The sequence below is a fragment of the Streptomyces sp. V3I8 genome (genome assembly GCF_030817535.1).
Classification (GTDB): Bacteria; Actinomycetota; Actinomycetes; order Streptomycetales; family Streptomycetaceae; genus Streptomyces.
In genome coordinates this window covers 5,668,364-5,694,285 of the sequence record NZ_JAUSZL010000002.1, presented here as the reverse complement: position 1 = coordinate 5,694,285, position 25,922 = coordinate 5,668,364, and the positions used below count along the sequence as shown (strand labels likewise).

Here is a 25,922-nt window from a genome sequence, read left to right as displayed (position 1 = left end):
TGGTGTGCGGAGTGCGGCTCCACGGGGGTTGCTCGCGCCGTTCCCCGCGCCCCTTGCGGGGCCTGGCCGGGTGCCGGTCGTCGTGAGGCCGCCGGGCGCGCCGTTCCCCGCGCCCTTGCGGGGGTTCCGTCAGGTCGTGCTCTGGGCCTTCGAGGCGTCCGCGAGCTTCTTCGTCACGTCCACCGTGTCGGCGGCAGGCGGGGCCTCCACGTCGGCCTCGGTGCCGAAGTCGGTGAACTTGAGCGTCGTGGTGCTGGTGACCGTCTGCTCCTTCTGTCCCTCGCCCGTCCGAGGGCTCAGCGTGAGCTTGATCGTCTCCTGGCGCAGCCGGCCCTCGTCGTCGAGCCACATCTCCAGCGGCAGCGCCGAGGTGCCCAGCTGCTTCTCCAGCTGGTCGGCCTTGGCCTGATCGCCCTTGGCCAGGTCCTTCACGGTGACCTTGACGCGGTAGTGCGTGGTGCGGGTCCCGTCGATCGTCTCCGTGCCGACCTTCGTGACGTCGCGGTCGGTCACCCCCTTGGTGAACGCGAAGGACTCGGCCGGGTCGTTGACCTGCCCGTTCGAGCCGTTCAGCCTGGCTGGGTCGATCTTCATCCAGGTCTTGCCCGCGGGCAGGTCGAGCTGGGCGCGCTGCCCGGCGGGCACCTTCTGGTAGACGACCCCGTCGAGGACCCGCTGCTCGATCTTCTGGCCCTGGGACGTCATCGTCATGGTGCTGTCGCCGTCCTCCAGGTCCATCACCCCCGTGCCGCGCACCGTCACGGTCTTGCCGGCGGCGGCCGCCTTCGTGGCGAGGGTCATCCTCGCCGTGTCCGCCGCGGTCGTCTTCCGGTAGGCGGCCCGTACCACCTGGGACTCGGACGCGCCCTTGGTCGAGGACGCCCCCTTCGCCCCGTCCTTCGACTTGCCGTCGCCGCTGTCGCCGCCGTCGGAACAGCCGGCCACTCCCGCGGTGAGCACCAGGACGGTCGCGACTCCCAGGACACGCTTCGCTGCCATCAGGACGTTCCCCCACAACTAGGTTCATAGTCGGGCTACTTGACTCGAATCCGAGTGCCCCGTCCTTTACGGATCACTCCCCCCTGCCCACGTCCGGGCCGGTTCCGGCCGGTACCCGTCGCCGTCAGGGACGGCGCACCTCGTAGAGGAAGCAGCCGTACTCGACGGCCCTCACGTGCACCGACGCCACCTCGGCGGCGACGAAGGCCTCCGTGAGAGCCGCGTCCAGTGCCTCGTCGGCCGCCTGCGGAACCTCCAGGAAGTGGCCACCGAGGATGTGGCCGTCGGCCGAGTAGCGGCGCAGCGTGCGCAGGACGCCGGGCCGGGCGAAGGGATACCCGGCGGAGGCCGGGCCGGGACCCCGGCACTCCTCGGCGTGCACGAACACCGGTCCCTGTTCGTCGTACGCGCCGGGCCGCGCCCCCGTCTCCGCGGCCCGGCGGCGAAGGGGCGCGTAGGAGACGAGGGCGATCCACTCCCCCGGTTCGCTGCGCCGCAGGCAGCAGCGGAGCGGGGCCCCGCCCTCCGTGTCCTGCACGGGGACGCACGGCTGCCCGGCGTCGTCGCTCTCCCGGAGTTCCTTCAGCGCCTGGGGCCCGATGGGTCGTGCGTGGTGGCTGGTCATGACTCCAGCGTGGCCCGCGCCCGCCCGGGAGACCGGCGGGAAACGGACATCGCACTGCGGCAGCCGCCGTGGAAGGATGACGCAACCCACACATAACGAGGAGATGACCGCGTGCCTGGCACAAACCTCACCCGCGAAGAGGCGCAGCAGCGGGCGAAGCTGCTCACCGTTGACTCGTACGAGATCGATCTCGATCTCTCCGGCGCGCAGGAGGGCGGCACCTACAGGTCCGTGACCACGGTGCGTTTCGACTCGGCCGAGACCGGCGTCGAGTCCTTCATCGACCTGGTCGCCCCGGCCGTCCACGAGGTTGTCCTCAACGGTGACTCCCTGGATCCCGCCGAGGTCTTCAAGGACTCGCGGATCGCGCTGCCGGGCATCCTGGACGGCCGCAACGTCCTGCGGGTCGTGGCCGACTGCGCGTACACCAACACCGGCGAGGGCCTGCACCGGTTCGTCGACCCGGTCGACCAGCAGGCCTATCTCTACACGCAGTTCGAGGTGCCGGACGCCCGCCGGGTCTTCGCGAGCTTCGAGCAGCCCGACCTGAAGGCCACCTTCCGGTTCACCGTGAAGGCGCCGACGGGCTGGACCGTCGTCTCCAACTCGCCGACGCCGGAGCCCAAGGACGACGTCTGGGAGTTCGAGCCGACGCCCCGCATCTCCTCGTACATCACGGCGCTGATCGTCGGCCCGTACCACTCGGTGCACAGCGTGTACGAGAAGGACGGGCAGAGCGTGCCGCTGGGCATCTACTGCCGGCCCTCGCTCGCCGAGTTCCTCGACTCGGACGCGATCTTCGCGGTCACCCGGCAGGGCTTCGCGTGGTTCCAGGAGAAGTTCGACTACGCGTACCCGTTCGCGAAGTACGACCAGCTGTTCGTCCCGGAGTTCAACGCGGGCGCGATGGAGAACGCGGGCGCGGTGACCATCCGCGACCAGTACGTCTTCCGGTCGAAGGTGACGGACGCCGCGTACGAGGTGCGGGCGGAGACCATCCTGCACGAGCTGGCCCACATGTGGTTCGGCGACCTCGTGACGATGGAGTGGTGGAACGACCTGTGGCTCAACGAGTCCTTCGCCACCTACACCTCCATCGCCTGCCAGGCGTACGCCCCGGACTCCCGCTGGCCGCACTCCTGGACCACCTTCGCCAACTCCATGAAGACGTGGGCGTACCGGCAGGACCAGCTGCCGTCCACGCACCCGATCATGGCGGAGATCAACGACCTCGACGACGTGCTCGTCAACTTCGACGGCATCACGTACGCCAAGGGTGCCAGCGTCCTCAAGCAGCTCGTCGCGTACGTCGGCGAGGACGAGTTCTTCCGCGGCGTACAGGCGTACTTCAAGGCGCACGCGTACGGCAACACGCGCCTGTCCGACCTGCTCGGCGCGCTGGAGGAGACCAGCGGGCGCGACCTGGGCACCTGGTCGCGGAAGTGGCTGCAGACCGCGGGCATCAACATCCTGCGTCCGGAGATCGAGACGGACGCGAACGGTGTCATCACCTCCTTCGCCGTCCGTCAGGAGGCGCCGGCCCTGCCCGCCGGCGCGAAGGGCGAGCCGACGCTGCGCCCGCACCGCATCGCGGTGGGCCTGTACGACCTCGACGACTTGCAGGGCGGCAGCGGCAAGCTGGTGCGCGGTGACCGCGTCGAGCTGGACGTGGACGGCGAACTGACCGAGGTCGCCGAGCTGGTGGGCAAGCGGCGCCCGGCCGTCGTCCTCCTCAACGACGACGACCTCTCGTACGCGAAGGTCCGCCTCGACGAGCAGTCCCTCGCCTTCGTCACCGAGCACCTCGGCGACTTCGAGGCCTCCCTGCCGCGCGCCCTGTGCTGGGCCTCGGCCTGGGACATGACCCGCGACGCCGAGCTGGCCACCCGCGACTACCTCGCGCTCGTCCTGTCCGGCATCGGCAAGGAGTCGGACATCGGCGTCGTGCAGTCGCTGCAGCGGCAGGTGAAGACGGCCGTCGAGCTGTACGCCGACCCGAACGCCCGCGAGGCGCTGCTGACCCGCTGGACGGACGCCACGCTGGCCCACCTGCGGTCCTCCGAGGCCGGCGGCGACCACCAGCTGGCCTGGGCGCGCGCCTTCGCGGCGACCGCCCGCACGCCCGAGCAGCTGGATCTCCTGGAGAGCCTGCTGGACGGCCGCGAGACCGTCGAGGGCCTGGCCGTCGACACCGAGCTGCGCTGGGCGTTCGTGCAGCGGCTCGCCGCGGTGGGGCGCTTCGACGAGGCCGAGATCGCGGGCGAGTACGAGCGGGACAGGACCGCCGCCGGTGAGCGCCACGCGGCGACCGCCCGGGCCGCCCGCCCGACCGAGGAGGCGAAGGCGGAGGCCTGGGCCTCGGTCGTCGAGTCCGACAAGCTGCCGAACGCCCTCCAGGAGGCCGTCATCGGCGGCTTCGTGCAGACCGGCCAGCGCGAACTGCTCGCCCCGTACACGGACAAGTACTTCGCCGAGGTCAAGGGCGTCTGGGACGCGCGCTCGCACGAGATGGCCCAGCAGATCGCGGTCGGCCTCTACCCGGCGGTCCAGGTCGACGCGCAGACCCTGGCGAAGACGGACGAGTGGCTGGCCTCGGCCGAGCCGAGCCCGGCCCTGCGCCGCCTGATCTCGGAGTCCCGCTCCGGCGTCGAGCGCGCGCTGCGGGCCCAGGCGGCGGACGCGGCGGCGGGTGCGGCCGGGTAGCCGTACCGGTCGCGGGTCTTACGTGGGGGGCGTCCGGCGTTTGCCGGGCGCCCCCTCCACGCTCCACGCGCGCCGCGCGGGCGGGCACGTGGTGTGCGTGGAGTCGTGCGGGTCCGGTGGGGGCTTGTCGCGCAGTTCCCCGCGTACCCGTCCGGCCGGACCAGCAGGCTCGCCCGGCCCTTGGAGGCATCGGTTCCGGCGACCGTGCCGGCCGGGGCCACGGGGACGAACCGGCCGTCCCGCAGGGTCTCGTACAGGCGGCCGTCCCGCAGGGCCACGTCCCGGACACGCCGCCGGACACACCGAGGGCACCATCCCGCACGCACGTACGGCCCGGCGGCTCGTGTACGTACGCGGGACGGTGCCCTCGGCGGAAACCCGTCGACCCGCGGAGAAGCGGGGTCAGGCCCCGGCGTGCACCTGGTCCTTGCCCTCCATCTTGCCCTGGCCCCTGCCTCCCGGCTTGAGCCTCGGCTGCCGGTCGCTCGAACCGTCGAGCACCCAGACCAGGCCTGCGATCAGCAGGAACAGCCCGATCGGCGCCGCGACGTAGAGGCCCAGCGTCTCGATGACGCTCAGCTTCTGCGCGGGGTCGTCGCCGTCGTCGCGCGTCAGCGCGAGCGCGGGGGACGACATCATCAGCATCATCAGCGTCGTACCGGCAGCCAGGGCGCCGGCGCGCAGGGCGTTCTTCTTGTCCACGGTGCAAACGTAGCGAACTCCCGTCACGGCCGCGCGCCCGGGGTGCCGTACGGGGCGCCGCACGGGCTCGCGTCCGGCGCCCCGGGCTCCGGGCCTCATCCGGCCGGCTCCCGGCCACCCGCCGCGGCGCCCTCGCGGACCACCTCCATGAGGGCGTGCAGCCGCGGCGAGGCGGCGAGGTCCTCCAGGGTGACGGGACGTCCCTCGGCGTCGGCGACGGGCAGCCGCCAGTTCGGGTACTGGTCCCAGGTGCCGGGGAGGTTCTGCGGGCGGCGGTCGCCGACCGCGTCCGGGAGCCAGACGCCGACGAGGCGGGCCGGGGTGCGCAGCAGGAAGCGGTGCACGGCCTGGATCTCCGCCTCCTCCGACTGCTCGCAGACCCCGCCGGCCGCCCCCTGGAGCAGCCCGAGCCGGGAGAGCAGCGCCAGCCACTCCCCCACGTCCGCCGCCGCCTCGGCCCGCTCCTCCCCCACCGGGCGGGTCAGCAGGCCCAGCCGGTCGCGCAGTTCGACGTGGTCGCCGGTGAGCCGGGACGCGGTGGGCGGCAGGTCGTGGGTGGTGGCGGTGGCGAGGCAGTCGGCGCGCCAGCTCCCGGGCGGCAGCGGCAGCCCCGTACCGTCCCAGTCGCGCTCGAACCACAGGACGGAGGTGCCCAGCACTCCGTGCTCCTGGAGGGTCTCCCGCACGCCCGGTTCGACGGTGCCGAGGTCCTCGCCGATCACCAGGGCCCCGGCGCGGGAGGCCTCCAGGGCGAGGACGGCGAGCATGGCCTCGGCGTCGTAACGGACGTAGGTGCCCTCGGTGGCGGGGCGGTCCTGCGGGATCCACCAGAGGCGGAACAGGCCCATGACGTGGTCGATGCGCAGGGCGCCCGCGTACCGGAAGAGGGCGCGCAGGAGGCGGCGGTACGGGGCGTAGCCGGACTCGGCCAGGCGGTCCGGGCGCCAGGGCGGCAGCCCCCAGCCCTGGCCCTGCACGCTGAACGCGTCCGGGGGCGCGCCGACCGACATGCCGGCCGCGAAGTACTCCTGCTGCGCCCAGGCGTCGGCGCCGCCCGGGTGGACCCCCACGGCGAGGTCGTGCACGAGCCCGACGGGCATCCCGGCGTCGCGGGCGCTGCGCTGGGCGGCGGTGAGCTGGGCGTCGGTCAGCCAGGCGAGCCGGCTGTGGAAGTCGACGCGGTCCATCAGCTCGGACCGGGCGCGGGCGGTCTCGGCCGAGCGGGGGTCGCGCAGGGCCTGCGGCCACCGCGTCCAGTCGGAGCCGTGCACCTCCGCGAGCGCGCAGTAGGTGGCGTGGTCCTCCAGCGCCTCGCCCTCCTCGGCGAGGAAGTCGCAGTAGGCGGCCCGCCGGCCGGGGCCCAGCGGTACGTCCCGGACGAGCTCCAGGGCCTCACGCTTGAGCTCCCACACGGCGTCGCGGTCGATCAGGGCGTCCTTCTCCAGCACGGACCCGCGCAGCCGGCGGGCCCGCTCCAGGAGCGCGAGGAGGCGTTCGCGGTCGTCTTCGTCGACGTACGCGAACTCGGGGACGTCCTCGACCCGCAGGTACACGGGGTCGGGGTAGCGGCGTGAGGAGGGCCGGTACGGGGAGGGGTCGGTGGGCGCGCCCGGCACGGCCGCGTGCATCGGGTTGACCTGGACGAACCCGGCTCCCAGTGCCCGTCCGGCCCAGGCGGTGAGCTCGGCGAGGTCCCCGAGGTCGCCCATGCCCCAGGAGCGCCGGGAGAGCAGCGAGTAGACCTGCACGAGCAGCCCGTACGACCGTCCGGACGGCGCGGGCAGCCGGGTCGGGGCGACGACGAGGTGCGCCCGCGCGGTACGTCCGTCGGGGGCGACGGCCTCCAGCTCGTGCACCCCGGTCGGCAGTCCCGCCACGGAGGCAAGGGTCTCCCCCTGCTCGGTCCGCACGCTCAGCCGCGTGCCGGCGGGCAGCGCGGCGAGGGCGGCGCCGAGGGAGGACCCGCCGGGGCCGGGCGCCGGGGCGGCAGGGCCGCCGCCGGCGGCCGCGCCACCGCCGCCGGACGCGGCCCCCGGCCCGTGGTCGTCGCGCGCCGTCTCCGCGACACCGCCGCGGGAGCCGGCCACCGGGTCACCACCGGCACCGCTGTCGGGGCCGGTGTCGAGGCCGGTGTCGATATCGGGGCCGGTGTCGGTGTCGGTGTCGGTGTCGGTCCAGCACACCACCGTCGGTGGCAGCAGGCGCTCGCGGAGTTCCCTCTCGCGCGCGGCGAGCGAGGCCCGGACGGCGTCCGGGGTGCCCGCGGGGACGCCCAGCGCGGCGAGCGCGGCGACGACGGCCGCGTCCGAGGCGGCGACCGTGCGGCCGGGGGACGGACTGTAGGACGTGGCGACGCCGTGCAGCGCGGCGAGCCGGGAGAGCGGCATCAGACCCCCGATGGGTCCAGGCCGGCGGCGGCACCCGTGGACGTCGGTTCGCTCGTCAGGGGCGCGGCGTCGGCGAGAGGCGGTTCGCTGGTGAGTGGTGCGGCGTCGGGCAGCGGCGGCTCACTGGTGAGCGGCGACTCGGCACAGGAGCCCTCGGCGCTGAAGACGCAGTAGAGCGGGTGGGGGTCGGGATCGAGGTCGAGGGCGGGAGCTAGGTCGGGATCGAGGTCGGCGGGCACGTCCGCCGGACGTTTGGAGAGGGCCGAGAGCAGAAGCTGTGCCGATGCGGCCACGGGGGCCTCCTTGCTGGTCGTGCGGGCGGGTCAGGGCAGCCCCTACCCAGCGGGCGGGCCCGCAGACGTGACAGCCCGGACAACGTGCGCCCGGTCACATTCTGTCCCGAACGAGCGATATGACCAAGAGCATCTACCCGGATGCCCCGGGTCGACACCAGGGCACTTCCGGGCCCAACTATTCACTCAGTACATATATCGAGTGCATAATGATCCGCATGAGCACCCGCCACATCCTGCTGGGGCTGCTCGCCGGAGGGCCGAGCCATGGCTACGACCTCAAGCGACGCCACGACGAACGCTTTCCGCAGGCCCGCCCGCTGGCGTACGGCCAGGTCTACACGACGTTGCAGCGCCTGGTCCGCGACGGCCTCACCGAGGTCGACGGGACCGGCTCGGACGGTGGCCCGGAGCGGACGCTGTACCGGTCCACCACGGAAGGGACGAAGGAACTCCTCGCCTGGGCGGGCGGCGTCACCCCACCCGCCCCCTTCGTGACGAACGAGATCTTCGCCAAGGTCGTCTGCGCGATCCTCGCCGCCGCCGACCCCGCCGCCTACCTGAGCGCCCAGCGCGCGGCGCACATGGCCCGGATGAGGGAGCTCACGGCGGTCAAGACCGCGCCGGGCACCGACCTCGCGACGGTCCTGTCCGCCGACTACGCCCTCAACCACCTCGACGCCGATCTGCGCTGGATGACCACCACCGCGGCCCGGCTCACCACTTTGACCGCGGAGGTCGACCCAGCATGAGCAGTACGCACGAGGCCGTGCCGATCCTGGTGGCCCGCGGGCTCGCCAAGGCGCACGGCGGGACCCTGGCGCTGCGCGGCGCCTGCGTGGAGCTGCACGCGGGCGAGATCCTCGCCGTCCGCGGCCCGAGCGGCAGCGGCAAGTCGACGCTGCTGCACTGCCTGGCCGGCATCGTCCGGCCCGACGAGGGTTCGGTCGTCCACGACGGGCGGCGCCTGGACCGGTTGCCGCAGGCGCGGCTGAGCGAGCTGCGGCGTACGGAGTTCGGGGTGGTGTTCCAGTTCGGGCAGCTGATCCCCGAGCTGACGGCGCTGGACAACGTGGCGCTGCCGCTGCTGCTCGCGGGGGTCTCCCGCAAGGACGCGCACGAGCGGGCGGGCGAGTGGCTGGAGCGTTTCGGCGTACGCGGCCAGGCGGCACTGCGGCCGGGCGGGATGAGCGGCGGCCAGGCCCAGCGGGTGGCGCTGGCGCGGGCGCTGGTGACCGGCCCGAAGGTCGTCTTCGCCGACGAGCCCACCGGGGCGCTCGACTCGCTGGCGGGCGAGCAGGTGATGACGACGCTGGCGCACACGGCCCGCGAGAGCGGCACGGCGGTGCTGCTGATCACGCACGACGCGCAGGTCGCGGCGTACGCGGACCGTGAGGTGTCGCTGCGCGACGGGGTCGTCACCGAGGACGCGGCGGCCTTCGGGGTGAACCGGTGACCGGGGACCTGCGCCTGGCGTGGCTGCTGACACGGGGCTCGGACCGGCGGGAGTGGTGGCGGGTCGCGCTGACGGCGGTGGGGTCCGCGCTCGCCACCGGCCTCGGCCTCGCGGCGGTCGCGGTCGCCTCGGTGCACGGTCAGGTGCACCGTCCTTACTTCGACGGCCTCCTGAACCAGCCGGGGCAGCGCGCCGGGGTGGTCGTCACCCTGCTGCTCCTGTGGGTGCCGGTGCTCGGCCTCCTGGGCCAGTGCGCCCGGATCGGCGCCGTGCACCGCGACCGCAGGATGGCGGGGCTGCGCCTCGCCGGGGCGACGCCGGCACAGGTGCGGCGCATCGCGGCCCTGGAGTCGGGCCCGGCCGCTCTGCCGGGGTCGGTGCTCGTCACCGCGGCGGCCGCGTTCTGGCTGCCGGGCGTGTGGGAGCGGCCTCCGGCGGCGGTGTGGGCCGGCTTCGCCCTGGTGGCGCTCGCCGTGCCGCTCCTGGCCGTGCTGGTGAGCGTGGTCGCGCTGCGGCGGGTCGTGGCGTCGCCGCTCGGACAGGTGCGCCGGGTGCGCCCGCGGCACGGCCGGGCGGCCGTCCTCGCCGTGGTGGTGCCGGCGGCGCTGGTGGGTCTGGCCGCCCTGCTGATCGCCGTACGGAACACCGGGCCCGGGGCCGCCCCGCTGCCCCCGCTGGTGTTCTCCGTGGTGGTGCTGACCGGCGCGGGCGCGGTGGCGGTGACCGGGCTCACCGCGCGGGCCACCGGCAGGCTGCTCGCCGCCCGGACCGGGAGCCCCGCCGTCCTGCTCGCCGCCGAACGGCTGCGGGCCGACCCGTGGGCCACCGCGCGCACGCACGCCGCGGTCCTCCTGGTGGCCGTGGTGGGCGTGGGCTTCGTGGGCGTACGCGACATGTTCCTGGACTTCGTGCACCACCCGCGGGACGGAGCCGTTCCGTACGGTCCGGACCAGGTGGCGTTCTACCTCGCCGGCGTCGACCTGGCGGGCGCGGCCGTCCTGGTGGCGCTGCTGATCAGCCTGGGCGGACTCGCCGTGGGCACCGCCGAGTCGCTCGCCACCCGGCGCCGGGGACTGGCCGCGCAGGCCGCGGCGGGCGTGCCGCGGAGGGTGCTCGGCCGGGCGCTGCTCCTGGAGACCGCGCTGCCGCTGGCCCCGGCGATGCTGCTCGCGGGCGCCGGCGGCACGGCGGCGCACCTCGCGTACGGGGCGGCCGCGGGCGCCGCCGCCGTCCCGGTGCTGCCGCCGCTGCTCGTGCCGGTGGCCGTGTACGCGGCCTGCCTGCTCGCCGCCGCGACCTCGCTCCCGCTGCTGCGGCGCTCGACCGACCCGGCGGAGCTGCGCTTCGCGTGACCGGGGCCGGGGCCGGGGGTGAGGCCGGGGCTCGGTCGGGGCCGGGGATGCCGGTCGCCGGGCGCCGCGGAACTCCGGCTCTCCGGCTCTCCGGCTCTCCGGGAGGCACGAGGGGACCTCCCGGGGGCCGGACACCGCGAGCCCGGAGCGGGATCGCGGAACCCGGAACCCGGAACCCGGAGCCCAGGGCCGAAGCCAGGGGCGGGAGCCCGGAGTCCCGGGCAAACCGAAGGCCCGGATCGTCAGGCGGAAATGCCGTCGATCCGGGCCATCGCGTCCTCCGCGCCGTACGGCTGCAGGTAGGGCAGCCAGCGCGGATCCCGGTGCCCGGTGCCGATGATGCGCCACGCGAGCCCCGTCGGCGGGGCCGGTTTGTGGCGCAGGCGCCAGCCGATCTCGACCAGGTGCCGGTCGGCCTTGGTGTGGTTGCAGCGGCGGCAGGACGCCACCACGTTGTCCCAGGCGTGCTGACCCCCGCGGGAGCGCGGGACGACGTGGTCGACGCTGGTTGCGACGCCACCGCAGTACATGCACCGGCCGCCGTCACGGGCGAACAGGGCCCGGCGGGTCAGCGGGACGGGCCCCCGGTACGGGACCCGCACGAACCTCTTCAGCCGGACCACGCTGGGCGCGGGAACGGTGACGGTCGCGCTGTGCATGAAGGCGCCGGATTCCTCGAGAGAGACGGCCTTGTTCTCGAGGACGAGGACGAGCGCGCGGCGGAGCGGTACGACGCCGAGGGGCTCGTACGACGCGTTGAGGACCAGGACATGCGGCACGGATGGCCTCCTTGTACGCCGGCGGCGCGTGGCTCGCGCCGGGACGATCTGCAGTCAGTCTCCCCTCAGGCCCGGTGGGAGCGCCACCATGTCCTGGTAACGGGCTGGGAGTGTTTTCGACCACATCTCCTTCATCCCCACGTGAGCACAGTCTCTCCCTCGCACATTGCAACGATCCGCACACGGTGCCCCGTTAGTGTGGAGTTTCCGCCCATCGGCACCACATCCGATGTCCCCTGCCCCGGGCGGGCCGCTACGCCTGGAGGTACCTGCCGTGTTCTTGTCCGTCCTGTCGGCCGCCGATCCCACCGAGGAACCGACGTCCCCGACGCTCCAGGACGCCCAGGAAAGCGCCACCAACGCCGCCAGCTGGGTCGAGCAGAACTGGTCCACTTGGCTGAGCATCGGACTGCGTGTCCTGCTCATCGTGATCATCGCCGTGGTGCTGAGAGTCGCCGTGCGGCGGACCATCACGAAGTTCATCGACCGGATGAACCGGACGGCGCAGGCCGTCGACGGCACGGCGCTGGGCGGACTGCTGGTCAACGTCGAACGCCGCCGCCAGCGCTCCCAGGCCATCGGTTCGGTCCTCCGCTCGGTCGCGTCCTTCCTGATCGTGGGCACGGCCGCGCTGATGATCCTGGGCACGTTCCAGATCAACCTGGCCCCGCTGCTGGCCTCGGCCGGTGTGGCGGGCGTGGCGATCGGTTTCGGCGCCCGCAACCTGGTGACGGACTTCCTCTCCGGCGTCTTCATGATCCTGGAGGACCAGTACGGCGTGGGCGACACGGTCGACGCGGGCGTGGCCTCCGGCGAGGTCATCGAGGTGGGCCTGCGGGTCACCAAGCTCCGGGGCGACAACGGCGAGATCTGGTACGTCCGCAACGGCGAGGTCAAGCGCATCGGCAACCTCTCCCAGGGCTGGGCCACGGCCGGTGTCGACGTCACGGTCCGCTCGGACGAGGACCTGGACCGCGTCCGCTCCGTGCTGGCCGAGGTCGGCGAGGCGATGAGCAAGGACGAGCCGTGGAACGAGCGCCTGTGGGGCCCGATAGAGGTGCTGGGCCTGGACAGCGTCCTGCTGGACTCGATGGTCGTACGCGTCAGCGCCAAGACGATGCCGGGCAAGGCGCTCTCGGTGGAACGCGAGCTGCGCTGGCGCATCAAGCACGCCTTCGACGCCGCGGACATCCGCATCGTGGGTGGCCTCCCGGCGCCGGCGGAGGAGGCCCCGGCCCCTGACCCGACCGCGGGCATGGCGGCCCCGTCGGCCTACTCCAACACGGGGTCCGCGCAGTCGCAGGCGGCGTCTCCCATAACACCGTCGGTACCGGCGAAGTAGGGGAGAGAGTTTTCTCATACGTGCGGGGCGGTGTCCGGAGTGATCCGGGTGCCGCCCCGCACGAGTTCACGCTCGCACCGGTTCAGCCGAACCAGTTCACCTGCACCACCGCGATCCGCTCGCCGCGCACATCGGTCAGATGGGTGAGCATGACCAGGCCCCGGCTCTCCGTCCGCCTACACCGGGCCCGGGCCCGGTGTAGGCGGCGCCCTCCGGAAGGACCATGGATTCCCGGACGGCGATCTCGTTGGCCGGCCGCCCGGTCTCGGCGCGGGCCACCACCGGGAGTCCGTCCAACAGGTCGTCCTGGAACAGCTCCCAGCGCCAGTCAGCCACCCGCGACCTCTCGGTGCGCCGCGCGCACGATTTCCCCGGCCTTCCGGATCGCGCGCTCGCGAGTCGCGGGGTCCGGGCTGCTGATCGCCTGCTCAGCGGCGTGCAGACTGCGTGCGGTCGCGGGATGGCGCTCGATCTCGACCACGACGCCCCCATGCCGGTAGAACATCCGGATCGGTACGACGCTGTCCTCGTCGCCGGCCCGGACGAACGCCTTCTGGAGATCTTCGAAGAACTCGGGCAGCCGGGACGGTACGACCGTGGCCACGGCCTGACGGAGGGGTAGTTCTGCGCCACGATCTGGCGCAGGGCCTGGACGCGGGGGCCGCACGTGCGGTCCGCCCTGTGCCGTGGAGGTGCTCCAGGAGCCGGGCCGCGTTGTTTCCGGGGGCGAGGGTTCCGGTCCTGGGCTCGGCAGGGTTTTGCCCAGGCGGACCGGACGACCGTAGCGACGTGCCCAGTCCTCATCGACCGGCTCGTCCAGCAGGTGCCCAGCAATGTCGGCGACCTCTTCCAACGCGGCGCGGACCGCCTCGGTGATCAGCTCCGGGCGGGTCAGGTCACGCACCGCGGCCAGGACATGGGTGGAGTCGGTGCGCTGTGTGGTGCGCTCGCGCACCAGGCCGGCCTCCTTGAGGCGGACCCGGCGCGAGGTCGAGGAGACGGTCGGCACGATCTCCCTCGGCGAGACAGTCGCGGAAGTCGGCCGGCACGCTGCAGTGAAAGCCAGGGTCGGCCGGCTCCATGGCCATGGCGTACGTGAAGTCGATGCGGCAGGGGCCGCCTCGGCGGCCTGTCTGCCCGACAGGCCGGGCAGGAACTGCAGCACACAGACGGTGGCCGGCTGGGCGGGCGAGTGCCCCGGGCGCCCGTCCCACGGGTACCGGTCGGCGAAATCCTCGTCGCACCACAGCCCGTCCAGGCGATCGCGCACCCACAACGGAGCCAATCGAGCATGCCCGTTGATCAAGCTGCCGCACCGTGAAACTCCAAGATCCCCGACAGGGTCAAGCTTGGCGACCGACAGTTCGCCGACCACCGGAGCGCTCGGCCCGCACGGAGGAACCGGCCCGGGGCAGATGTTTCGACCGATTCCGGTCACACCGAAAAGGCCGCCCCACCAGGCAGGTGCCAGTGGGGCGACCCATGTTCCTCTATTCCCGGACGTGCGCGTACATCGCTTCGTACCGCGTGTACATCAACCCCAGTTCTCGTGGCTGGTTCCGCACGTCCAAGAACTCAAGGACGAGCGATAGCAGATGTTCCACGGCCTGACGGTGCTGATCCGAAGTCAGGTGGCCCTGGTCCTTCCAGCCGTTGAGGCGCATGTCGGGGAACAGGTCCAAGAGGACGAGTTTATGCCAGTAGAAGCTGCTGCGCTCACCTCTGCGAACGATCAGCCATTCGGTGAATCCGCGCAACAACCCGCCCGACCTGCCGACGTCGATCCCTGTAAGGAACATGGCCGTCGAATGGTAGGTGTCGTTCAGGCCGTACCCCTCAGGATGTTCGCCGATCTTCCCAATGAGTTGCTTATCGTTCATTTGTCCCTCAGAACCCGAAGTCGATGAGGTGGTGCCTGGCCCACTGAGCCTTGTACTCAGCGACGGAGTCACCGGCCCGTCCGGTCCAGGCGTCGTAGACCCGATCGTTGAGGACCACTACTACATGGAACTGCCAACCCGAGTCCACTCCCCGGTATTTGGGAAGGTACATTTCGTCCACCGGTTTGATATGGACGATCTTGCCACCACCGAGACTCTTCTTGATGTTCTCGGCGCACACGTCGCAACCGCCGGAATTCTCGATCTCATCCGTACTGCGCGGCAGCCCGGGAACATTGTGCTCCCCACACGGCACTCCACCCGACGCAACCACCGCAGTCGTGGTGAAGCCCGCCCGTGCAGCCGTCGCCAGGGACGTCTTGCTGACGATCCTGCAACCGCGCTTGAGAAGTTTCAGCTCGTCGTAGACCTTCTCCAGGATCTTGAATTTGCCGCCGATGAACGCGTCGACAGCAAAGCTGGAGCAGTGCTCGAAGTCCTTATCTTCCAAGCAGGTCTGGTACTCGCCGACGCCGCCGAGTTCCTTGCTGACGCCCCACAATTGCTTCATGGCGGCGCCGAATTCGTCGCCCTGCGCAATGATGCCGCAGAGGGTCTCCTCATGCTGGCACCAGCGAGCCTCTTCCTGCGGGTCGCAGGGGATGTACCCGGAGTTGCAGCGGTACATCTTCCGGGCGAGCGCACCATTGTCGTCGACCGCTTTCTGTTTGGCCTCGACGGCGGCCTTGGATCCTCGCCGTCGGCTCCCCTGGCGAGGCCCTCGGCACCGTCAAGGAGGCGGGCCGCGTCGTGACGCTGCGGATCACCGCGGCCGGAACGGCGAGCCAGCTCGGGGACATCAGCCAGAACCCCGAGGACGTGGTGGGCGTCCCGGAGGAGGCCGACCACTTCGGCCGACAGGTCTCCGTCGTGAGCACCGTGCCGGGCGCGGTGGCCACCGCCCAGAACACCCGACTCGCCGTCGGCGTTCCCGACAAGGACATCGGTACGGCCGCGAACGCAGGTTCCGTCACCGCTTTCTCCCTGCTCGGCAACCCCGGCGACAGCGACGTACCGGTCGAGCCGGGAATGGTCGGCCTGCCGGGCGCCTCGGGTGCGAACCAGCGGCTGGGCACGAGCATCTTCGCGACCGCCGCGCACCTGTACGTCGGCATGCCGTACGGTCCGGCCCCGTACGGCGCCGTACACACGGTGCCGTGGGCGAACATCATCTCCGCGGCGTCGGAGCCGGTCACCACGTACCAGCCGGGCCAAGGCGGACTCCCTGCCGCCGGAACGCAGTTCGGCAGCGTTGTGCGCTGACCCCACGGACGGGACCGATCCCCACGGAATCGGCGGGGAGCCTCGGCGCAACCGCTGCGGCTCCCCGCCGCCGATTCGCCAGAAGTGAAATCCTCCGCCCCGGAATCACCGCCCTCGCAGGTAACGACTCCGTTGCCGCGGGAGCGTCCTGTTGACGACCTCCTCCCTTCCGGCCTACTTTCCTCCTCACAGACAGGAAACCTTCCTAACAGTCGCCGCAGGTGGACTTTGCCTCGCGCTCGCTGGGAAGCTGGAGAGCCGAGAGGCAGGTGTCGCAGACATGGCAGGAAATTCCGGTACGCCGGGCACCCCGCGCGTGCTGCGTGCCATGAACGACCGGGCCGCGCTCGATCTGCTCCTGGAGCACGGGCCGCTGTCCCGGACCCGGATCGGCAAGCTGACCGGGCTGTCGAAGCCGACCGCCTCCCAGCTGCTCGCCCGGCTGGAGGCGGCGGGACTCGTCGTCGTCACCGGCACCAGCGAGGGGCGGCCCGGGCCCAACGCCCAGCTGTACGCGGTGAATCCGGTCGCCGCGTACGCCGCCGGGCTCGATGTGACGCCCGAGCGGATCCTCGCCGCCGTCGCCGACGTGACGGGACGGACGGTGGGCGAGTACGAACTGCCCACCCCCGGCCGGCGCCCGGCCCACACCGTCGTACGGCAGGTCACCGACGCCCTCGACGGCGCGGTGAAGGCGGCGGGGCTGGTCCGGTCCGACGTCCAGCGGCTCGTCATCGGCACCCCCGGCGCCTTCGACCCGAACACGGGCCGTCTGCGCTACGCCTCCCACCTGCCCGGCTGGCACTCCCCCGCCCTGCTCGACGAGCTCGCGGCGGCGCTGCCGATGCCGGTCGAGTACGAGAACGACGTCAACCTCGCCGCCGTCGCCGAACAGCGGCTCGGCGCGGCCCGGGGCCACGAGGACTTCGTCCTGCTGTGGAACGAGGGAGGACTGGGAGCCGCCCTCGTGCTCGGCGGACGGCTGCACCGCGGCTGGACCGGCGGCGCCGGCGAGGTCGGCTTCCTGCCCGTACCCGGCGCGCCGCTCGTCCGGCACGTCACCAAGGCCAACAGCGGCGGCTACCAGGAGCTGGCCGGCTCCCAGGCCATTCCGAAACTCGCCCGTGAGCTGGGCATCCGCCCCATACCCACCGGGCCGTACTCCGAAGTCGCCGCCACCCTCGTGGAGCAGGCCGCCGGCATCGACGCCGGCCCGCACCGGGAGCTCCTCAAGACGTACGCGACGGGCCTCGCCACCGGTCTCGCCTCGCTCGTCTCCGTCCTCGACCCCGAACTCGTCGTCCTCAGCGGCGCCTCGCTCAGCAGGGGCGGCGAACCCCTGCGCGCACTGGTGCAGGCCGAGCTGGAGGAGCTGGCCGCGTCCCGGCCGCGCCTCGTCGTCGGCGACGTACGCGAACAGCCCGTGCTGCGCGGCGCGCTGGAGAGCGCGCTCGCGGCCACCCGCGACGAGGTCTTCGACACCTCGGCCCACTGACCAGCCCCGTACCTCTTCTTCCGCTTCCCTTCCCCGTCCAGCCCGCCCTGCTCATAGGGAGACCCCGCCATGCCCGGAACGCCCCGTAAAGCGGTGCTCGCCGCCGCGTCGATAGCCCTGCTCGCCACCGGCTGTACCGGTCAGTCCGGCTCCGGTGCCACGGACGACCCGAACGCGAGGACCACGATCACCTTCTGGCACGGCTGGAGCGCGCCCGCCGAGGTGAAGGCGATCCAGGAGAACATCGGCCGCTTCGAGAAGGCGCACCCCAACATCAAGGTGAAGGTCGTCGGCAACATCAACGACGACAAGCTCAACCAGGCGCTGCGCGCGGGCGGTTCGAACGGGCCCGACGTGGTGTCGTCGTTCACCACGTCCAACGTCGGCAAGTTCTGCTCGTCCGGCGCCTTCGCTGACCTGAAGCCGTTCATCGAGAAGTCGAAGCTCGACCTCGACGCGATCATCCCGAAGCCGATGCTGGAGTACACGCAGTTCGAGGGCACGCGCTGCGCGCTGCCGCTGCTGGGCGACGCGTACGGGCTGTACTACAACAAGGACGCCTTCGAGGCGGCCGGCATCAAGGCCCCGCCGAAGACCTGGACCGAGTTCGCCAAGGACGCGAAGAAGCTGACGAAGAGCAAGGGCGACTCGTACGAGCAGCTCGGCTTCATGCCGAACTACCACGGCTACGAGACCGTCGTGGACCACTACATGGCGCAGTGGGACCACGCCTACTTCGACAAGGGCGGCAAGTCGAACATCGCGAAGGACCCGGCCTTCGCCGAGATGTTCACGTACCAGAAGAAGCTCGTCGACGACCTCGGCGGATTCCAGAAGCTGGAGAGGTACCGCAACACGTTCGGCGACGAGTGGGGCGCCAAGCACCCCTTCCAGACCGGGCAGGTGGCGATGCAGCTCGACGGCGAGTGGCGGCTCGGGATGGCGAAGGACGCGGGGGTGGAGTTCGAGATCGGCACCGCCCCGATGCCCGTCGCCGACGACGAGGTGGAGGAGTACGGCAAGGGGTTCCTCTCCGGCACGATCATGGGCATCGCGCCGCAGAGCAAGAAGCAGAACGCGGCCTGGGAACTGATGCGGTACATGACGACCGACACCGAGGCCGTCGTCTCCTTCGCCAACGCCATCCACAACGTGCCGTCCACGTTCGACGCGCTCGAGTCGCCCGATCTGAAGGTCGAGGACGGCTTCAAGACCTTCGTGGACATCGCCCGGCATCCGCGGTCCAACACCCCGCCGGCCTCCGTCAACGGCTCGACGTACCAGACGACGCTGCAGGACTTCGGTTTCCAGTACGAGTCCGGCAGGGCGAAGGACCTGAAGGCCGGTCTGGAGAAGACGGCCGAGCAGATCGACCGTGACATCGAGCAGGCCAAGTAGCGGCCATGTCCACACCCACGCTGCGTACGAAACGCAGGAAACAGGCTCTGCGCACGGCCGCCTTCATGTCGCCGTGGCTGATCGGCTTCAGCGTCTTCTTCGCGTACCCGCTGGTGTCGACCGTGTACTTCTCGTTCATGAAGTACGACGGCTTCGGCGTCCCGGAGTTCCGGGGACTGGACAACTGGAGTTACGTCTTCGACGACTACCCCATGTTCTGGCCGGCGCTGCGCAACACCGTGTGGCTGGTGCTCGTCATGGTCACCTTCCGGGTCGCCTTCGGCCTGGGGATCGGCCTGCTGATCACGAAGATCAGGACCGGCACGGGCGTCTTCCGCACGCTGTTCTACCTGCCCTACCTCGCGCCGCCCGTCGCCGCCACGCTGGCCTTCGTGTTCCTGCTCAACCCGGGTACGGGACCGGTCAACTCGGTGCTCGGCGACCTCGGTCTGCCGACGCCCGGCTGGTTCACGGACGCCGCCTGGTCCAAGCCCGCGCTCACCGTGCTCGCCCTGTGGGGCGTCGGCGACCTGATGGTCATCTTCATGGCCGCGCTGCTCGACGTACCGAAGGAGCAGTACGAGGCCGCCGAGCTGGACGGCGCGTCGGCCTGGCAGCGGTTCCGGTTCGTGACGCTGCCGAACATCTCGCCGATCGTGATGTTCGCAGTGGTCACCGGGGTGATCCAGACGATGCAGTACTACACGCAGCCGCTGGTCGCGGGGAAGGTCGCCTCCGGGATCATCGGCGGCTCCGGTCAGCAGTTCGAGCCGGGGTACCCGGACAAGTCGACGCTCACCCTGCCGCAGCTCGTCTACAACCTCGGCTTCCAGCGCTTCGACTACGGCTCCGCGTGCGTGGTCGCGCTGGTGCTGTTCGCTCTGTCCATGGCGTTCACCGCGCTCCTGATGCGGCGCCGCGGCGGTCTCGTCCAGGCAGGTGACTGACCATGACACAGACGACTGAAGTCCACGTACCGGACGGGACACGGGAACCAAAGGGCCCGAAGGCGCCGGTCACGCCCGCCGAGCGGACCGCCCGCCGCAGGGCGCTCCTGGAGTGGATCGCCGTGCACGCGCTCGGTGTCGCGGCCGCGCTGTTCTTCGTACTGCCCTTCGTGTTCGTCGTCCTGACCTCGCTGATGAGCGACGACCAGACGCTCACCAGGGACCTGGTCCCGGACACCTGGGAGTGGGGCAACTACGCGAAGGTCTTCGACACGCCCGGCTTCCTCACCTGGTGGCGGAACACCCTCCTGTACGCGGGCGCCGGCACCGCGCTGACGGTCGCGTCCTCGGTCCCGGTGGCGTACGCGCTCGCCAAGTTCCGTTTCCGTGGCCGGAACCTGTCGCTGATGCTGGTCATCTCGATGATGATGCTGCCGCCGCAGGTCATCATCATCCCGATGTACCTGTTCTGGGCGAAGCAGCTGGATCTGTCGGGCACCCTGTGGCCGCTGATCATCCCGATGGCGTTCGGCGACGCGTTCTCCATCTTCCTGCTGCGGCAGTTCCTGATGACGATCCCGAACGAGTACCTCGACGCGGCGAAGGTCGACGGCTGCGGGGACCTGAAGACCCTGCTGAGGGTCGTGCTGCCGATGGCGAAGCCGGGTATCGCCGCTGTCGCGCTGTTCCAGTTCTTCTACGCCTGGAACGACTACTTCGGGCCGCAGATCTACGCGTCCGAGAACCCCGGCGCCTGGACCCTGAGCTACGGCCTGGAGTCCTTCAAGGGCGCGCACCACACCGACTGGAACCTGACGATGGCCGCGACCGTCCTGGTCATGGCCCCCGTGATCCTCGTGTTCTTCTTCGCACAGAAGGCGTTCGTCGAAGGCGTCACGCTCACCGGAGTAAAGGGCTGATATGAAACTCGCAGTAGTGGGCGGGGGCTCCACCTACACCCCTGAACTCATCGACGGATTCGCACGGCTGCGGGACACGCTGCCCGTCGGGGAGCTGGTCCTCGTCGACCCGGCGCCGGACCGGCTGGAGCTCGTCGGCGGTCTCGCCCGGCGCATCTTCGCCAGGCAGGGGCACCCCGGACGGATCACCACGACCGACGACCTCGACGCGGGCGTCGACGGCGCCGACGCCGTGCTGCTCCAGCTCCGCGTGGGAGGGCAGGCCGCCCGCAACGAGGACGAGACCTGGCCGCTGGAGTGCGGCTGCGTCGGCCAGGAGACCACCGGCGCGGGGGGCCTGGCCAAGGCGCTGCGTACGGTCCCGGTGGTGCTGGACATCGCCGAGCGGGTCCGGCGGGCCAACCCGGACGCCTGGATCATCGACTTCACCAATCCCGTCGGCATCGTGACCCGCGCCCTCCTCCAGGCCGGCCACAAGGCAGTCGGACTGTGCAATGTGGCGATCGGGTTCCAGCGCAGGTTCGCCGGACTGCTCGGGGTCGCCGCCACCGACGTGCACCTGGACCACGTGGGCCTCAACCACCTCACCTGGGAGACGCAGGTGCGGCTGGGCGGACCCGAGGGCGAGAACGTCCTGCCGAAGCTGCTCGCCGAACACGGCGACGCCCTCGCCGGCGACCTGCGCCTGCCGCGCGGCGTCCTCGACCGGCTGGGCGTCGTGCCGTCCTACTACCTGCGCTACTTCTACGCGCACGACGAGGTCGTACGGGAACTGGGTACGAAGCCCTCGCGCGCCGCGGAGGTGGCGGCGATGGAGAAGGAGCTGCTGGAGATGTACGGCGACCCGGCGCTCGACGAGAAGCCGGCGCTGCTGGGCAAGCGGGGCGGGGCGTACTACTCGGAGGCCGCCGTCGACCTCGCCGCGTCCCTGCTGGGCGGGGGCGGCAGCCCGTACCAGGTGGTGAACACCTACAACCGGGGGACACTGCCGTTCCTGCCCGACGACGCCGTGATCGAGGTGCAGGCGGCGGTCGGCCGCACCGGGGCCTCGCCGCTGCCGGTGGCGCCGGTGGACCCGCTGTTCGCGGGGCTGACCGCGAACGTCACCGCGTACGAGGACCTGGCCCTGGAGGCCGCGCTGCGCGGGGGCCGCGAGCGGGTGTTCCGGGCGCTGCTCGCACACCCCCTGGTCGGCCAGTACGCGCTGGCCGACGGCCTCACCGACCGGCTGATCGCGCACAACCGGGAGCACCTCGCGTGGGCGTGACGGCGACCGTCCTCGCCGTCGACGCGGGGAACAGCAAGACCGACGTCGCGGTGGTGGCGGGCGACGGGAGCGTGCTCGCCACGGCGCGCGGCGGCGGCTTCCAGCCGCCCGTGGTCGGTGTCCGGCAGGCGGTGGACGTACTCGCCGGCGCCGTGGACCGGGCGTTCGCCGCGGCGGGCGTCACCTCCGTCGGCCATGTCTCCGCGTGCCTGGCCAACGCCGACCTGCCCGTGGAGGAGCAGCAGCTGGCCGCCGCGCTGCACGCGCGCGCGTGGGGGACGACCGTGGAGGTCCGCAACGACACCTTCGCGATCCTGCGGGCCGGTGTGGAGGAGCCGCGGGGCGTCGCCGTGGTGTGCGGCGCGGGCATCAACTGCGTGGGCATGCGGCCCGACGGCCGGGTCGCCCGCTTCCCCGCCCTGGGCCGCCTCTCCGGTGACTGGGGCGGCGGCTCCGGCCTCGCCGAGGAGGCCCTGTGGCACGCGGCGCGCGCCGAGGACGGCCGGGGCCCCGGCACCGTGCTGGCCCGCGCCCTGCCCGCGCACTTCGGCCTGCCCACGATGTACGCGCTGATCGAGGCCCTGCACCTGGGGCACATCGAGGACACCCGGCGTCACGAGCTGACGCCGGTCCTGTTCTCCGTGGCCGCGGCCGGCGACCCGGTCGCCCGCGCCCTCGTCGACCGGCTGGCGCAGGAGATCGTGAGCATGGTCGTCGTGGCCCTGACCCGGCTCGACCTGCTCGGCGAGGAGACGCCGGTCCTGCTCGGCGGCGGCGTCCTGGCCGCCCGCCACCCCCAGCTCGACACCCGCGTACGGGAACTGCTGGCCGAGCGGGCCCCCAAGGCCGTGCCCCGGGTCGTCACCGCCCGGCCGGTCCTGGGAGCCGCACTGCTCGGGCTCGACCACGCGGGTGTGCCGGTCCGGGCGCACGCGCGCGTGCGGGAGTTCTACGAGAAGGTCTGAGTCCGAGGAGGTGCCGTCCGGAGTCCCGGCGGACCCGGGGTCCGCCGGGGCTCCGGACGGCCGTGTTGCTATCCCTGGTCGTGCAGTTCGGTGCGGGTGCTCTCCGCCTGTTCGGTGACGGCGGCCAGGACGGGCTGCGGGATGTCCTTGTCCCGGAAGGTGTCCACGAGCTGGTCGAGGACGGCGTCGGCCTGCTTGAGGTCGCCGCCGCGGGCGTGGGCGCGGGCCAGGCGCCGCATGGTGGCGTTCAGCGTGATGTTGTCGACGCCCGCGGCCCGGGTGTCGTCCAGGGTGGTGTCGACGACCGTGCCGAGTTCCTCGACGGCGGTCGCGGTGTCGGCGGTGCGGACGCCGATGCCGTCGTGGCCCAGGGTGAGGAAGTGGCGGCCGGCGTTCGTGCCCTTGGCCATGCGGGCGTAGAGGGCCAGCGGGTGGTCGCCGTGGCGGGCCAGCAGCTCCTCCAGGGCGTCGTTCCCCGTCCTCAGGTACGTGCTGTCGGAGCCCAGGAGCGCGAGCAGGGTGCCCTGCTGGTCCCCCATGAGGAGCTCGCCGGCCTGTTCGTCCACGGCCGTCAGGGGATGGCGCACCCTGACCGTCGTCCGGGCGGAGACGACGCGGGAGCCGTCCGGTACCTGGTAGACGGCGCGCAGCCGGTAGGTGCCGGGCCGCTCGAAGGTGAGGCCGCTCGCGCCGTAGCCGAGGTAGGCGCTGTCGTAGAGGGCGGGTGTGTCCGGGCCGAGGGTGACGCGCCTGCTGTGGTCGCCGCAGGTGCGGGCGATCGGACGGAAGGGGCGCGTGATGCCGGCCGGGTCGGTGATCAGGACGGTGAGGTTCTCCCCCTTGGGGCTGAGCTGCGGGGAGACCTCCACCTCGGGCCGGGTGCCGTCCAGGGAGAGCTTGACCTCGGCCACGACCGGCTCGCCGTAGGCGAACGTGCCGCGTCCGGTGAGTTCCAGGCGCAGCCCGGTCCCGTCCGACAGGGACAGCTCCGCCGGCGACGGACCGGCGGCGGAGTCGGCGGTGCGGTCGGCGGCGTTGCGTCCGAAGTAGTTCCCGCCGGGGACGAGGTCGTAGTAGAAGCCGTGGCGCAGGTGGCGCAGTTCGGCATCGGTGAACCGGTAGCCGAACTCCGCCCAGTAGGCCGTGTCCCCGCTCTCGACGGGGCCCTGGTACTTCCAGTCGTAGTTCATCCACGACAGGTCGCCCAGGCCGCCGCGGACGCCGGTCGGCTGCGGCGGTTCGGCGTAGCCCTTCTCCCAGGAGTGCAGCAGGTTCAGCGCGTGGCCCATCTCGTGGACGTAGGTGCGCAGTTCCTTGCGGGTCCCGGCGCGTCCGCCGCTGACCTGCTCGGAGTGGAAGACGGCCATGCCCTGCCGTTGCAGGCCCACGGAGTCGAACATGGTGCCCAGGACCCCGTCCTCGGCGTACTTGGTGGCGACGAAGGTCCACAGCTTCCACTGCTGGGTCTCCTTGTACCCGCTGAAGTGGTTGAGCATCGCGGCGTGGAGTTCGGCGTCCGACCACAGCAGGTCGGTGCCCGCCTCGCTGACGGGCACCTGGTCGGCGGACAGGGCGCGCAGTTCGATGTTGGCGTCGGCGTAGGCGGCGGGCACGGTCAGGAGGCGTTTGGCCAGGCCGGGCGGGCGGGGGTGTTCGGTGGTCGTGTACTGGCCGAAGGGCACCGTGCCGGCCATGGTGTCGACTTCCCAGTCGATGGTCCGCAGGAACCTCGAGGCGTAGGCGCAGGTGAAGCTCTGGGTGGTGGTGCCGTCGGCGCTGCTGAGCGTGAGGGTGGCGACGCTCCCGGGGGCCAGGCCGTTCACCGACAGCGACACCTTCGGGGTGGCGGTGGTGTAGGCGAACCGTGCCGTGCCGGAGACGACGGCCGGCAGCACGGGGGCGGCCTGGGTGCCCTCCAGGACGAAGGAGTTGCTGTAGTAGGTCGTGGTGCCCGACTCGCCGAACAGGTCACCGCTGACCACCGGGAAGGGTCCCTGGAAGTCGACACGCAGGTCGACCCGCAGCCCGTCGGAGCTGCCGGTGAAGCGGCCCGCGGCGGGCAGGCGGGGCTGCTGGTAGAGCGCGGGCAGCTTCGCCAGGCGGGGCAGCACACTGGCGTAGGCGCCCTTCGTGCGCCAGCCGCGCTGCCAGTTGAGGATCAGCGCCTGTCCCCCCTTGATCAGGGCCAGTTCGTCCACGCCGCCGGCCTTCTCCAGGAAGAACGCGTGGTCGATGTCGCCGGTCCACTCGGGGGGCAGTTCGCTCCACCCCGAACCCACCGTCAGCCCGGTGACGGGGCCTTCGTAGCGGACCTTGTCGTCCCAGGCGATCAGCGCGCACCGGCTGCCCTTGAACAGCAGGGTCTGCCGGCGGCCGTCGCCGGAGTCCGGGACCTGGACGACCGCGTCGACCTCGGTGCGGTAGGCCGCCGGGATCAGCGCGCCCCAGGACGGCAGGGAGGTGACGGGCCCGCGCCACACCGCTCCGTTGGTCCAGCCCCACTGCAGGGCCTGGTCCCCCGCGAAGAAGACGGTGGCCTCCTCCTTGTCACGGGGCAGCATCAGCGCGCCGTCGCAGCAACTCGCGAACAGTTCCGGCAGTTGGGCGAACTCCCCGCTGTACACACCGGTGAGGGGCCCCTCCCACGCCAGCTGCTGCGTCCCGATCACCGCGACCCGGTCGTCCCTCACGAAGAGGGTCTCCCACGGCTCACCCGGTGTCGGGATCGTCGCTTGGAAACCGGTCGTCTTGAGCCTCATGAAGCCCACGAATACCCCCTGTGGACGGGCCCGACGGGCCCTGGGCCAGGGATGCTAGGCAGGCGCCCGTCAACCGACAACACGCAGGACCGTGCGACAAAGACGCACCCGGCGTCTACGCGGCTTCACCCGATCGACGGGTCCGCACCGCACCGACCGGACAACAAGCCGAACGCGCCGGGAACCGAACAGTTCGGGTTGGCGTATTCAAGAGCAGGGACGGTGCGGGATCTTCGCTGTGCTGCAATCCGCACAAGATCGAGTCAAGGCCTGTGCGGATGTCGGTCCCGGCGGCGATACTTGCGGCCGTGCGTCTCCTCCCGTGCTCCT

23 protein-coding genes are annotated in these 25,922 nt (G+C 71.6%); 12 read left to right on the top strand and 11 right to left on the bottom strand.

Annotated elements, in window-relative coordinates:
- Positions 1-129 precede the first annotated feature (129 nt).
- Both QFZ75_RS25305 and QFZ75_RS25300 read right to left on the bottom strand, forming a co-directional pair.
- A complete protein-coding gene (locus QFZ75_RS25305) occupies positions 130-999 on the bottom strand; it encodes a hypothetical protein (protein WP_307540400.1) in 870 nt (289 codons plus the stop codon).
- 124 nt (positions 1,000-1,123) lie between these two features.
- Positions 1,124-1,624 carry a DUF1203 domain-containing protein gene (locus QFZ75_RS25300; RefSeq protein ID WP_307540398.1) on the bottom strand — a complete coding sequence of 167 codons (501 nt, stop codon included), beginning with the start codon at positions 1,622-1,624 and terminating at the stop codon, positions 1,124-1,126.
- 111 nt (positions 1,625-1,735) lie between these two features.
- Here QFZ75_RS25300 and pepN point away from each other — a divergent pair, with 111 nt between their 5' ends.
- Positions 1,736-4,327 (top strand): aminopeptidase N, encoded by a 2,592-nt coding sequence (gene pepN / locus QFZ75_RS25295; protein ID WP_307540396.1) that lies wholly within the window; start codon positions 1,736-1,738, stop codon positions 4,325-4,327.
- Positions 4,328-4,729: 402 nt separating this feature from the next.
- Here pepN and QFZ75_RS25290 read toward each other — a convergent pair whose 3' ends face one another.
- The 3 genes from QFZ75_RS25290 to QFZ75_RS25280 all read right to left on the bottom strand — a co-directional run bounded on the left by QFZ75_RS25290 (position 4,730) and on the right by QFZ75_RS25280 (position 7,709).
- A complete protein-coding gene (locus tag QFZ75_RS25290; RefSeq protein WP_307540395.1) occupies positions 4,730-5,029 on the bottom strand; it encodes a hypothetical protein in 300 nt (99 codons plus the stop codon).
- Between the two features lie 95 nt (positions 5,030-5,124).
- Positions 5,125-7,416 carry a 4-alpha-glucanotransferase gene (gene malQ, locus QFZ75_RS25285; RefSeq protein WP_307540394.1) on the bottom strand — a complete coding sequence of 764 codons (2,292 nt, stop codon included), beginning with the start codon at positions 7,414-7,416 and terminating at the stop codon, positions 5,125-5,127.
- Positions 7,416-7,709 (bottom strand): hypothetical protein, encoded by a 294-nt coding sequence (locus QFZ75_RS25280; protein WP_307540392.1) that lies wholly within the window; start codon positions 7,707-7,709, stop codon positions 7,416-7,418. Before QFZ75_RS25280 ends, malQ begins: the two co-directional genes overlap by 1 nt.
- Positions 7,710-7,927: 218 nt before the next feature.
- On the opposite strand from QFZ75_RS25280, the gene QFZ75_RS25275 reads away from it, so the two are divergent.
- Genes QFZ75_RS25275 through QFZ75_RS25265 form a run of 3 tightly spaced genes read left to right on the top strand, consistent with a single transcriptional unit; the run spans position 7,928 to position 10,517 of the window.
- A complete protein-coding gene (locus QFZ75_RS25275) occupies positions 7,928-8,461 on the top strand; it encodes a PadR family transcriptional regulator (RefSeq protein ID WP_307540390.1) in 534 nt (177 codons plus the stop codon).
- A complete protein-coding gene (locus QFZ75_RS25270; protein WP_307540388.1) occupies positions 8,458-9,165 on the top strand; it encodes an ABC transporter ATP-binding protein in 708 nt (235 codons plus the stop codon). Before QFZ75_RS25275 ends, QFZ75_RS25270 begins: the two co-directional genes overlap by 4 nt.
- On the top strand, positions 9,162-10,517 hold the full coding sequence (locus QFZ75_RS25265) for an FtsX-like permease family protein (RefSeq protein WP_307540386.1): 1,356 nt from the start codon (positions 9,162-9,164) through the stop codon (positions 10,515-10,517). The genes QFZ75_RS25270 and QFZ75_RS25265 overlap by 4 nt, the downstream gene beginning before the upstream one ends.
- 242 nt (positions 10,518-10,759) lie before the next feature.
- Here the strand turns inward: QFZ75_RS25265 and QFZ75_RS25260 are convergent, their stop codons facing one another.
- Positions 10,760-11,296, bottom strand: a complete 537-nt coding sequence (locus tag QFZ75_RS25260; RefSeq protein ID WP_149513685.1) for an HNH endonuclease — start codon at positions 11,294-11,296, stop codon at positions 10,760-10,762.
- Between the two features lie 229 nt (positions 11,297-11,525).
- On the opposite strand from QFZ75_RS25260, the gene QFZ75_RS25255 reads away from it, so the two are divergent.
- Positions 11,526-12,638 (top strand): mechanosensitive ion channel family protein, encoded by a 1,113-nt coding sequence (locus QFZ75_RS25255; protein WP_307540383.1) that lies wholly within the window; start codon positions 11,526-11,528, stop codon positions 12,636-12,638.
- Positions 12,639-12,773: 135 nt separating this feature from the next.
- On the opposite strand, the gene QFZ75_RS25250 is transcribed toward QFZ75_RS25255, so the two are convergent.
- The 4 genes from QFZ75_RS25250 to QFZ75_RS25235 all read right to left on the bottom strand — a co-directional run bounded on the left by QFZ75_RS25250 (position 12,774) and on the right by QFZ75_RS25235 (position 15,206).
- On the bottom strand, positions 12,774-12,974 hold the full coding sequence (locus QFZ75_RS25250; RefSeq protein WP_307540381.1) for a hypothetical protein: 201 nt from the start codon (positions 12,972-12,974) through the stop codon (positions 12,774-12,776).
- On the bottom strand, positions 12,967-13,944 hold the full coding sequence (locus tag QFZ75_RS25245; protein WP_307540380.1) for a hypothetical protein: 978 nt from the start codon (positions 13,942-13,944) through the stop codon (positions 12,967-12,969). The genes QFZ75_RS25250 and QFZ75_RS25245 overlap by 8 nt, the downstream gene beginning before the upstream one ends.
- Before the next feature lie 184 nt (positions 13,945-14,128).
- Positions 14,129-14,518, bottom strand: coding sequence for a hypothetical protein (locus QFZ75_RS25240; RefSeq protein WP_307540379.1), 390 nt, complete (start codon positions 14,516-14,518; stop codon positions 14,129-14,131).
- Positions 14,519-14,525: 7 nt separating this feature from the next.
- Positions 14,526-15,206 (bottom strand): hypothetical protein, encoded by a 681-nt coding sequence (locus QFZ75_RS25235; protein ID WP_307540377.1) that lies wholly within the window; start codon positions 15,204-15,206, stop codon positions 14,526-14,528.
- A 122-nt stretch (positions 15,207-15,328) separates the two neighbouring features.
- On the opposite strand from QFZ75_RS25235, the gene QFZ75_RS25230 reads away from it, so the two are divergent.
- The 7 genes from QFZ75_RS25230 (at position 15,329) to QFZ75_RS25200 (ending at position 22,833) form a co-directional block, all read left to right on the top strand.
- The gene (locus QFZ75_RS25230) at positions 15,329-15,841 is read left to right on the top strand and encodes a hypothetical protein (RefSeq protein ID WP_307540375.1); all 513 of its coding nucleotides are present in this window, start codon (positions 15,329-15,331) and stop codon (positions 15,839-15,841) included.
- Positions 15,842-16,121: 280 nt separating this feature from the next.
- Positions 16,122-17,336, top strand: coding sequence for an ROK family transcriptional regulator (locus QFZ75_RS25225; RefSeq protein WP_307540373.1), 1,215 nt, complete (start codon positions 16,122-16,124; stop codon positions 17,334-17,336).
- 69 nt (positions 17,337-17,405) lie between these two features.
- Positions 17,406-18,734 carry an ABC transporter substrate-binding protein gene (locus QFZ75_RS25220; protein ID WP_307540371.1) on the top strand — a complete coding sequence of 443 codons (1,329 nt, stop codon included), beginning with the start codon at positions 17,406-17,408 and terminating at the stop codon, positions 18,732-18,734.
- Between the two features lie 5 nt (positions 18,735-18,739).
- Positions 18,740-19,681: a carbohydrate ABC transporter permease gene (locus QFZ75_RS25215; RefSeq protein ID WP_307540369.1), complete on the top strand. Its 942-nt coding sequence runs from the start codon at positions 18,740-18,742 to the stop codon at positions 19,679-19,681.
- 2 nt (positions 19,682-19,683) lie between these two features.
- Positions 19,684-20,601 (top strand): carbohydrate ABC transporter permease, encoded by a 918-nt coding sequence (locus QFZ75_RS25210; protein WP_307540367.1) that lies wholly within the window; start codon positions 19,684-19,686, stop codon positions 20,599-20,601.
- 1 nt (position 20,602) lies between these two features.
- Entirely contained in the window at positions 20,603-21,868 is a 1,266-nt protein-coding gene (locus tag QFZ75_RS25205; RefSeq protein ID WP_307540365.1) for a 6-phospho-beta-glucosidase, read from the top strand.
- Entirely contained in the window at positions 21,859-22,833 is a 975-nt protein-coding gene (locus QFZ75_RS25200; protein WP_307540363.1) for an N-acetylglucosamine kinase, read from the top strand. The genes QFZ75_RS25205 and QFZ75_RS25200 overlap by 10 nt, the downstream gene beginning before the upstream one ends.
- A gap of 68 nt (positions 22,834-22,901) precedes the next feature.
- On the opposite strand, the gene QFZ75_RS25195 is transcribed toward QFZ75_RS25200, so the two are convergent.
- Positions 22,902-25,592, bottom strand: coding sequence for a hypothetical protein (locus QFZ75_RS25195; protein ID WP_307540362.1), 2,691 nt, complete (start codon positions 25,590-25,592; stop codon positions 22,902-22,904).
- Positions 25,593-25,922: the final 330 nt, after the last annotated feature.

Bases quoted from the DNA above. Each gene is read 5' to 3' on its own strand.
- QFZ75_RS25220 (WP_307540371.1), top strand. From the start codon at position 17,406: ATGCCCGGAACGCCCCGTAAAGCGGTGCTCGCCGCCGCGTCGATAGCC.
- QFZ75_RS25240 (WP_307540379.1), bottom strand. From the start codon at position 14,518: ATGAACGATAAGCAACTCATTGGGAAGATCGGCGAACATCCTGAGGGG.
- QFZ75_RS25305 (WP_307540400.1), bottom strand. From the start codon at position 999: ATGGCAGCGAAGCGTGTCCTGGGAGTCGCGACCGTCCTGGTGCTCACC.
- QFZ75_RS25255 (WP_307540383.1), top strand. From the start codon at position 11,526: ATGTCCCCTGCCCCGGGCGGGCCGCTACGCCTGGAGGTACCTGCCGTG.
- QFZ75_RS25225 (WP_307540373.1), top strand. From the start codon at position 16,122: ATGGCAGGAAATTCCGGTACGCCGGGCACCCCGCGCGTGCTGCGTGCC.
- QFZ75_RS25235 (WP_307540377.1), bottom strand. From the start codon at position 15,206: ATGTACCGCTGCAACTCCGGGTACATCCCCTGCGACCCGCAGGAAGAG.
- QFZ75_RS25195 (WP_307540362.1), bottom strand. From the start codon at position 25,592: ATGAGGCTCAAGACGACCGGTTTCCAAGCGACGATCCCGACACCGGGT.
- QFZ75_RS25215 (WP_307540369.1), top strand. From the start codon at position 18,740: ATGTCCACACCCACGCTGCGTACGAAACGCAGGAAACAGGCTCTGCGC.
- QFZ75_RS25210 (WP_307540367.1), top strand. From the start codon at position 19,684: ATGACACAGACGACTGAAGTCCACGTACCGGACGGGACACGGGAACCA.
- QFZ75_RS25300 (WP_307540398.1), bottom strand. From the start codon at position 1,624: ATGACCAGCCACCACGCACGACCCATCGGGCCCCAGGCGCTGAAGGAA.
- QFZ75_RS25270 (WP_307540388.1), top strand. From the start codon at position 8,458: ATGAGCAGTACGCACGAGGCCGTGCCGATCCTGGTGGCCCGCGGGCTC.
- malQ (WP_307540394.1), bottom strand. From the start codon at position 7,416: ATGCCGCTCTCCCGGCTCGCCGCGCTGCACGGCGTCGCCACGTCCTAC.
- QFZ75_RS25205 (WP_307540365.1), top strand. From the start codon at position 20,603: ATGAAACTCGCAGTAGTGGGCGGGGGCTCCACCTACACCCCTGAACTC.
- QFZ75_RS25275 (WP_307540390.1), top strand. From the start codon at position 7,928: ATGAGCACCCGCCACATCCTGCTGGGGCTGCTCGCCGGAGGGCCGAGC.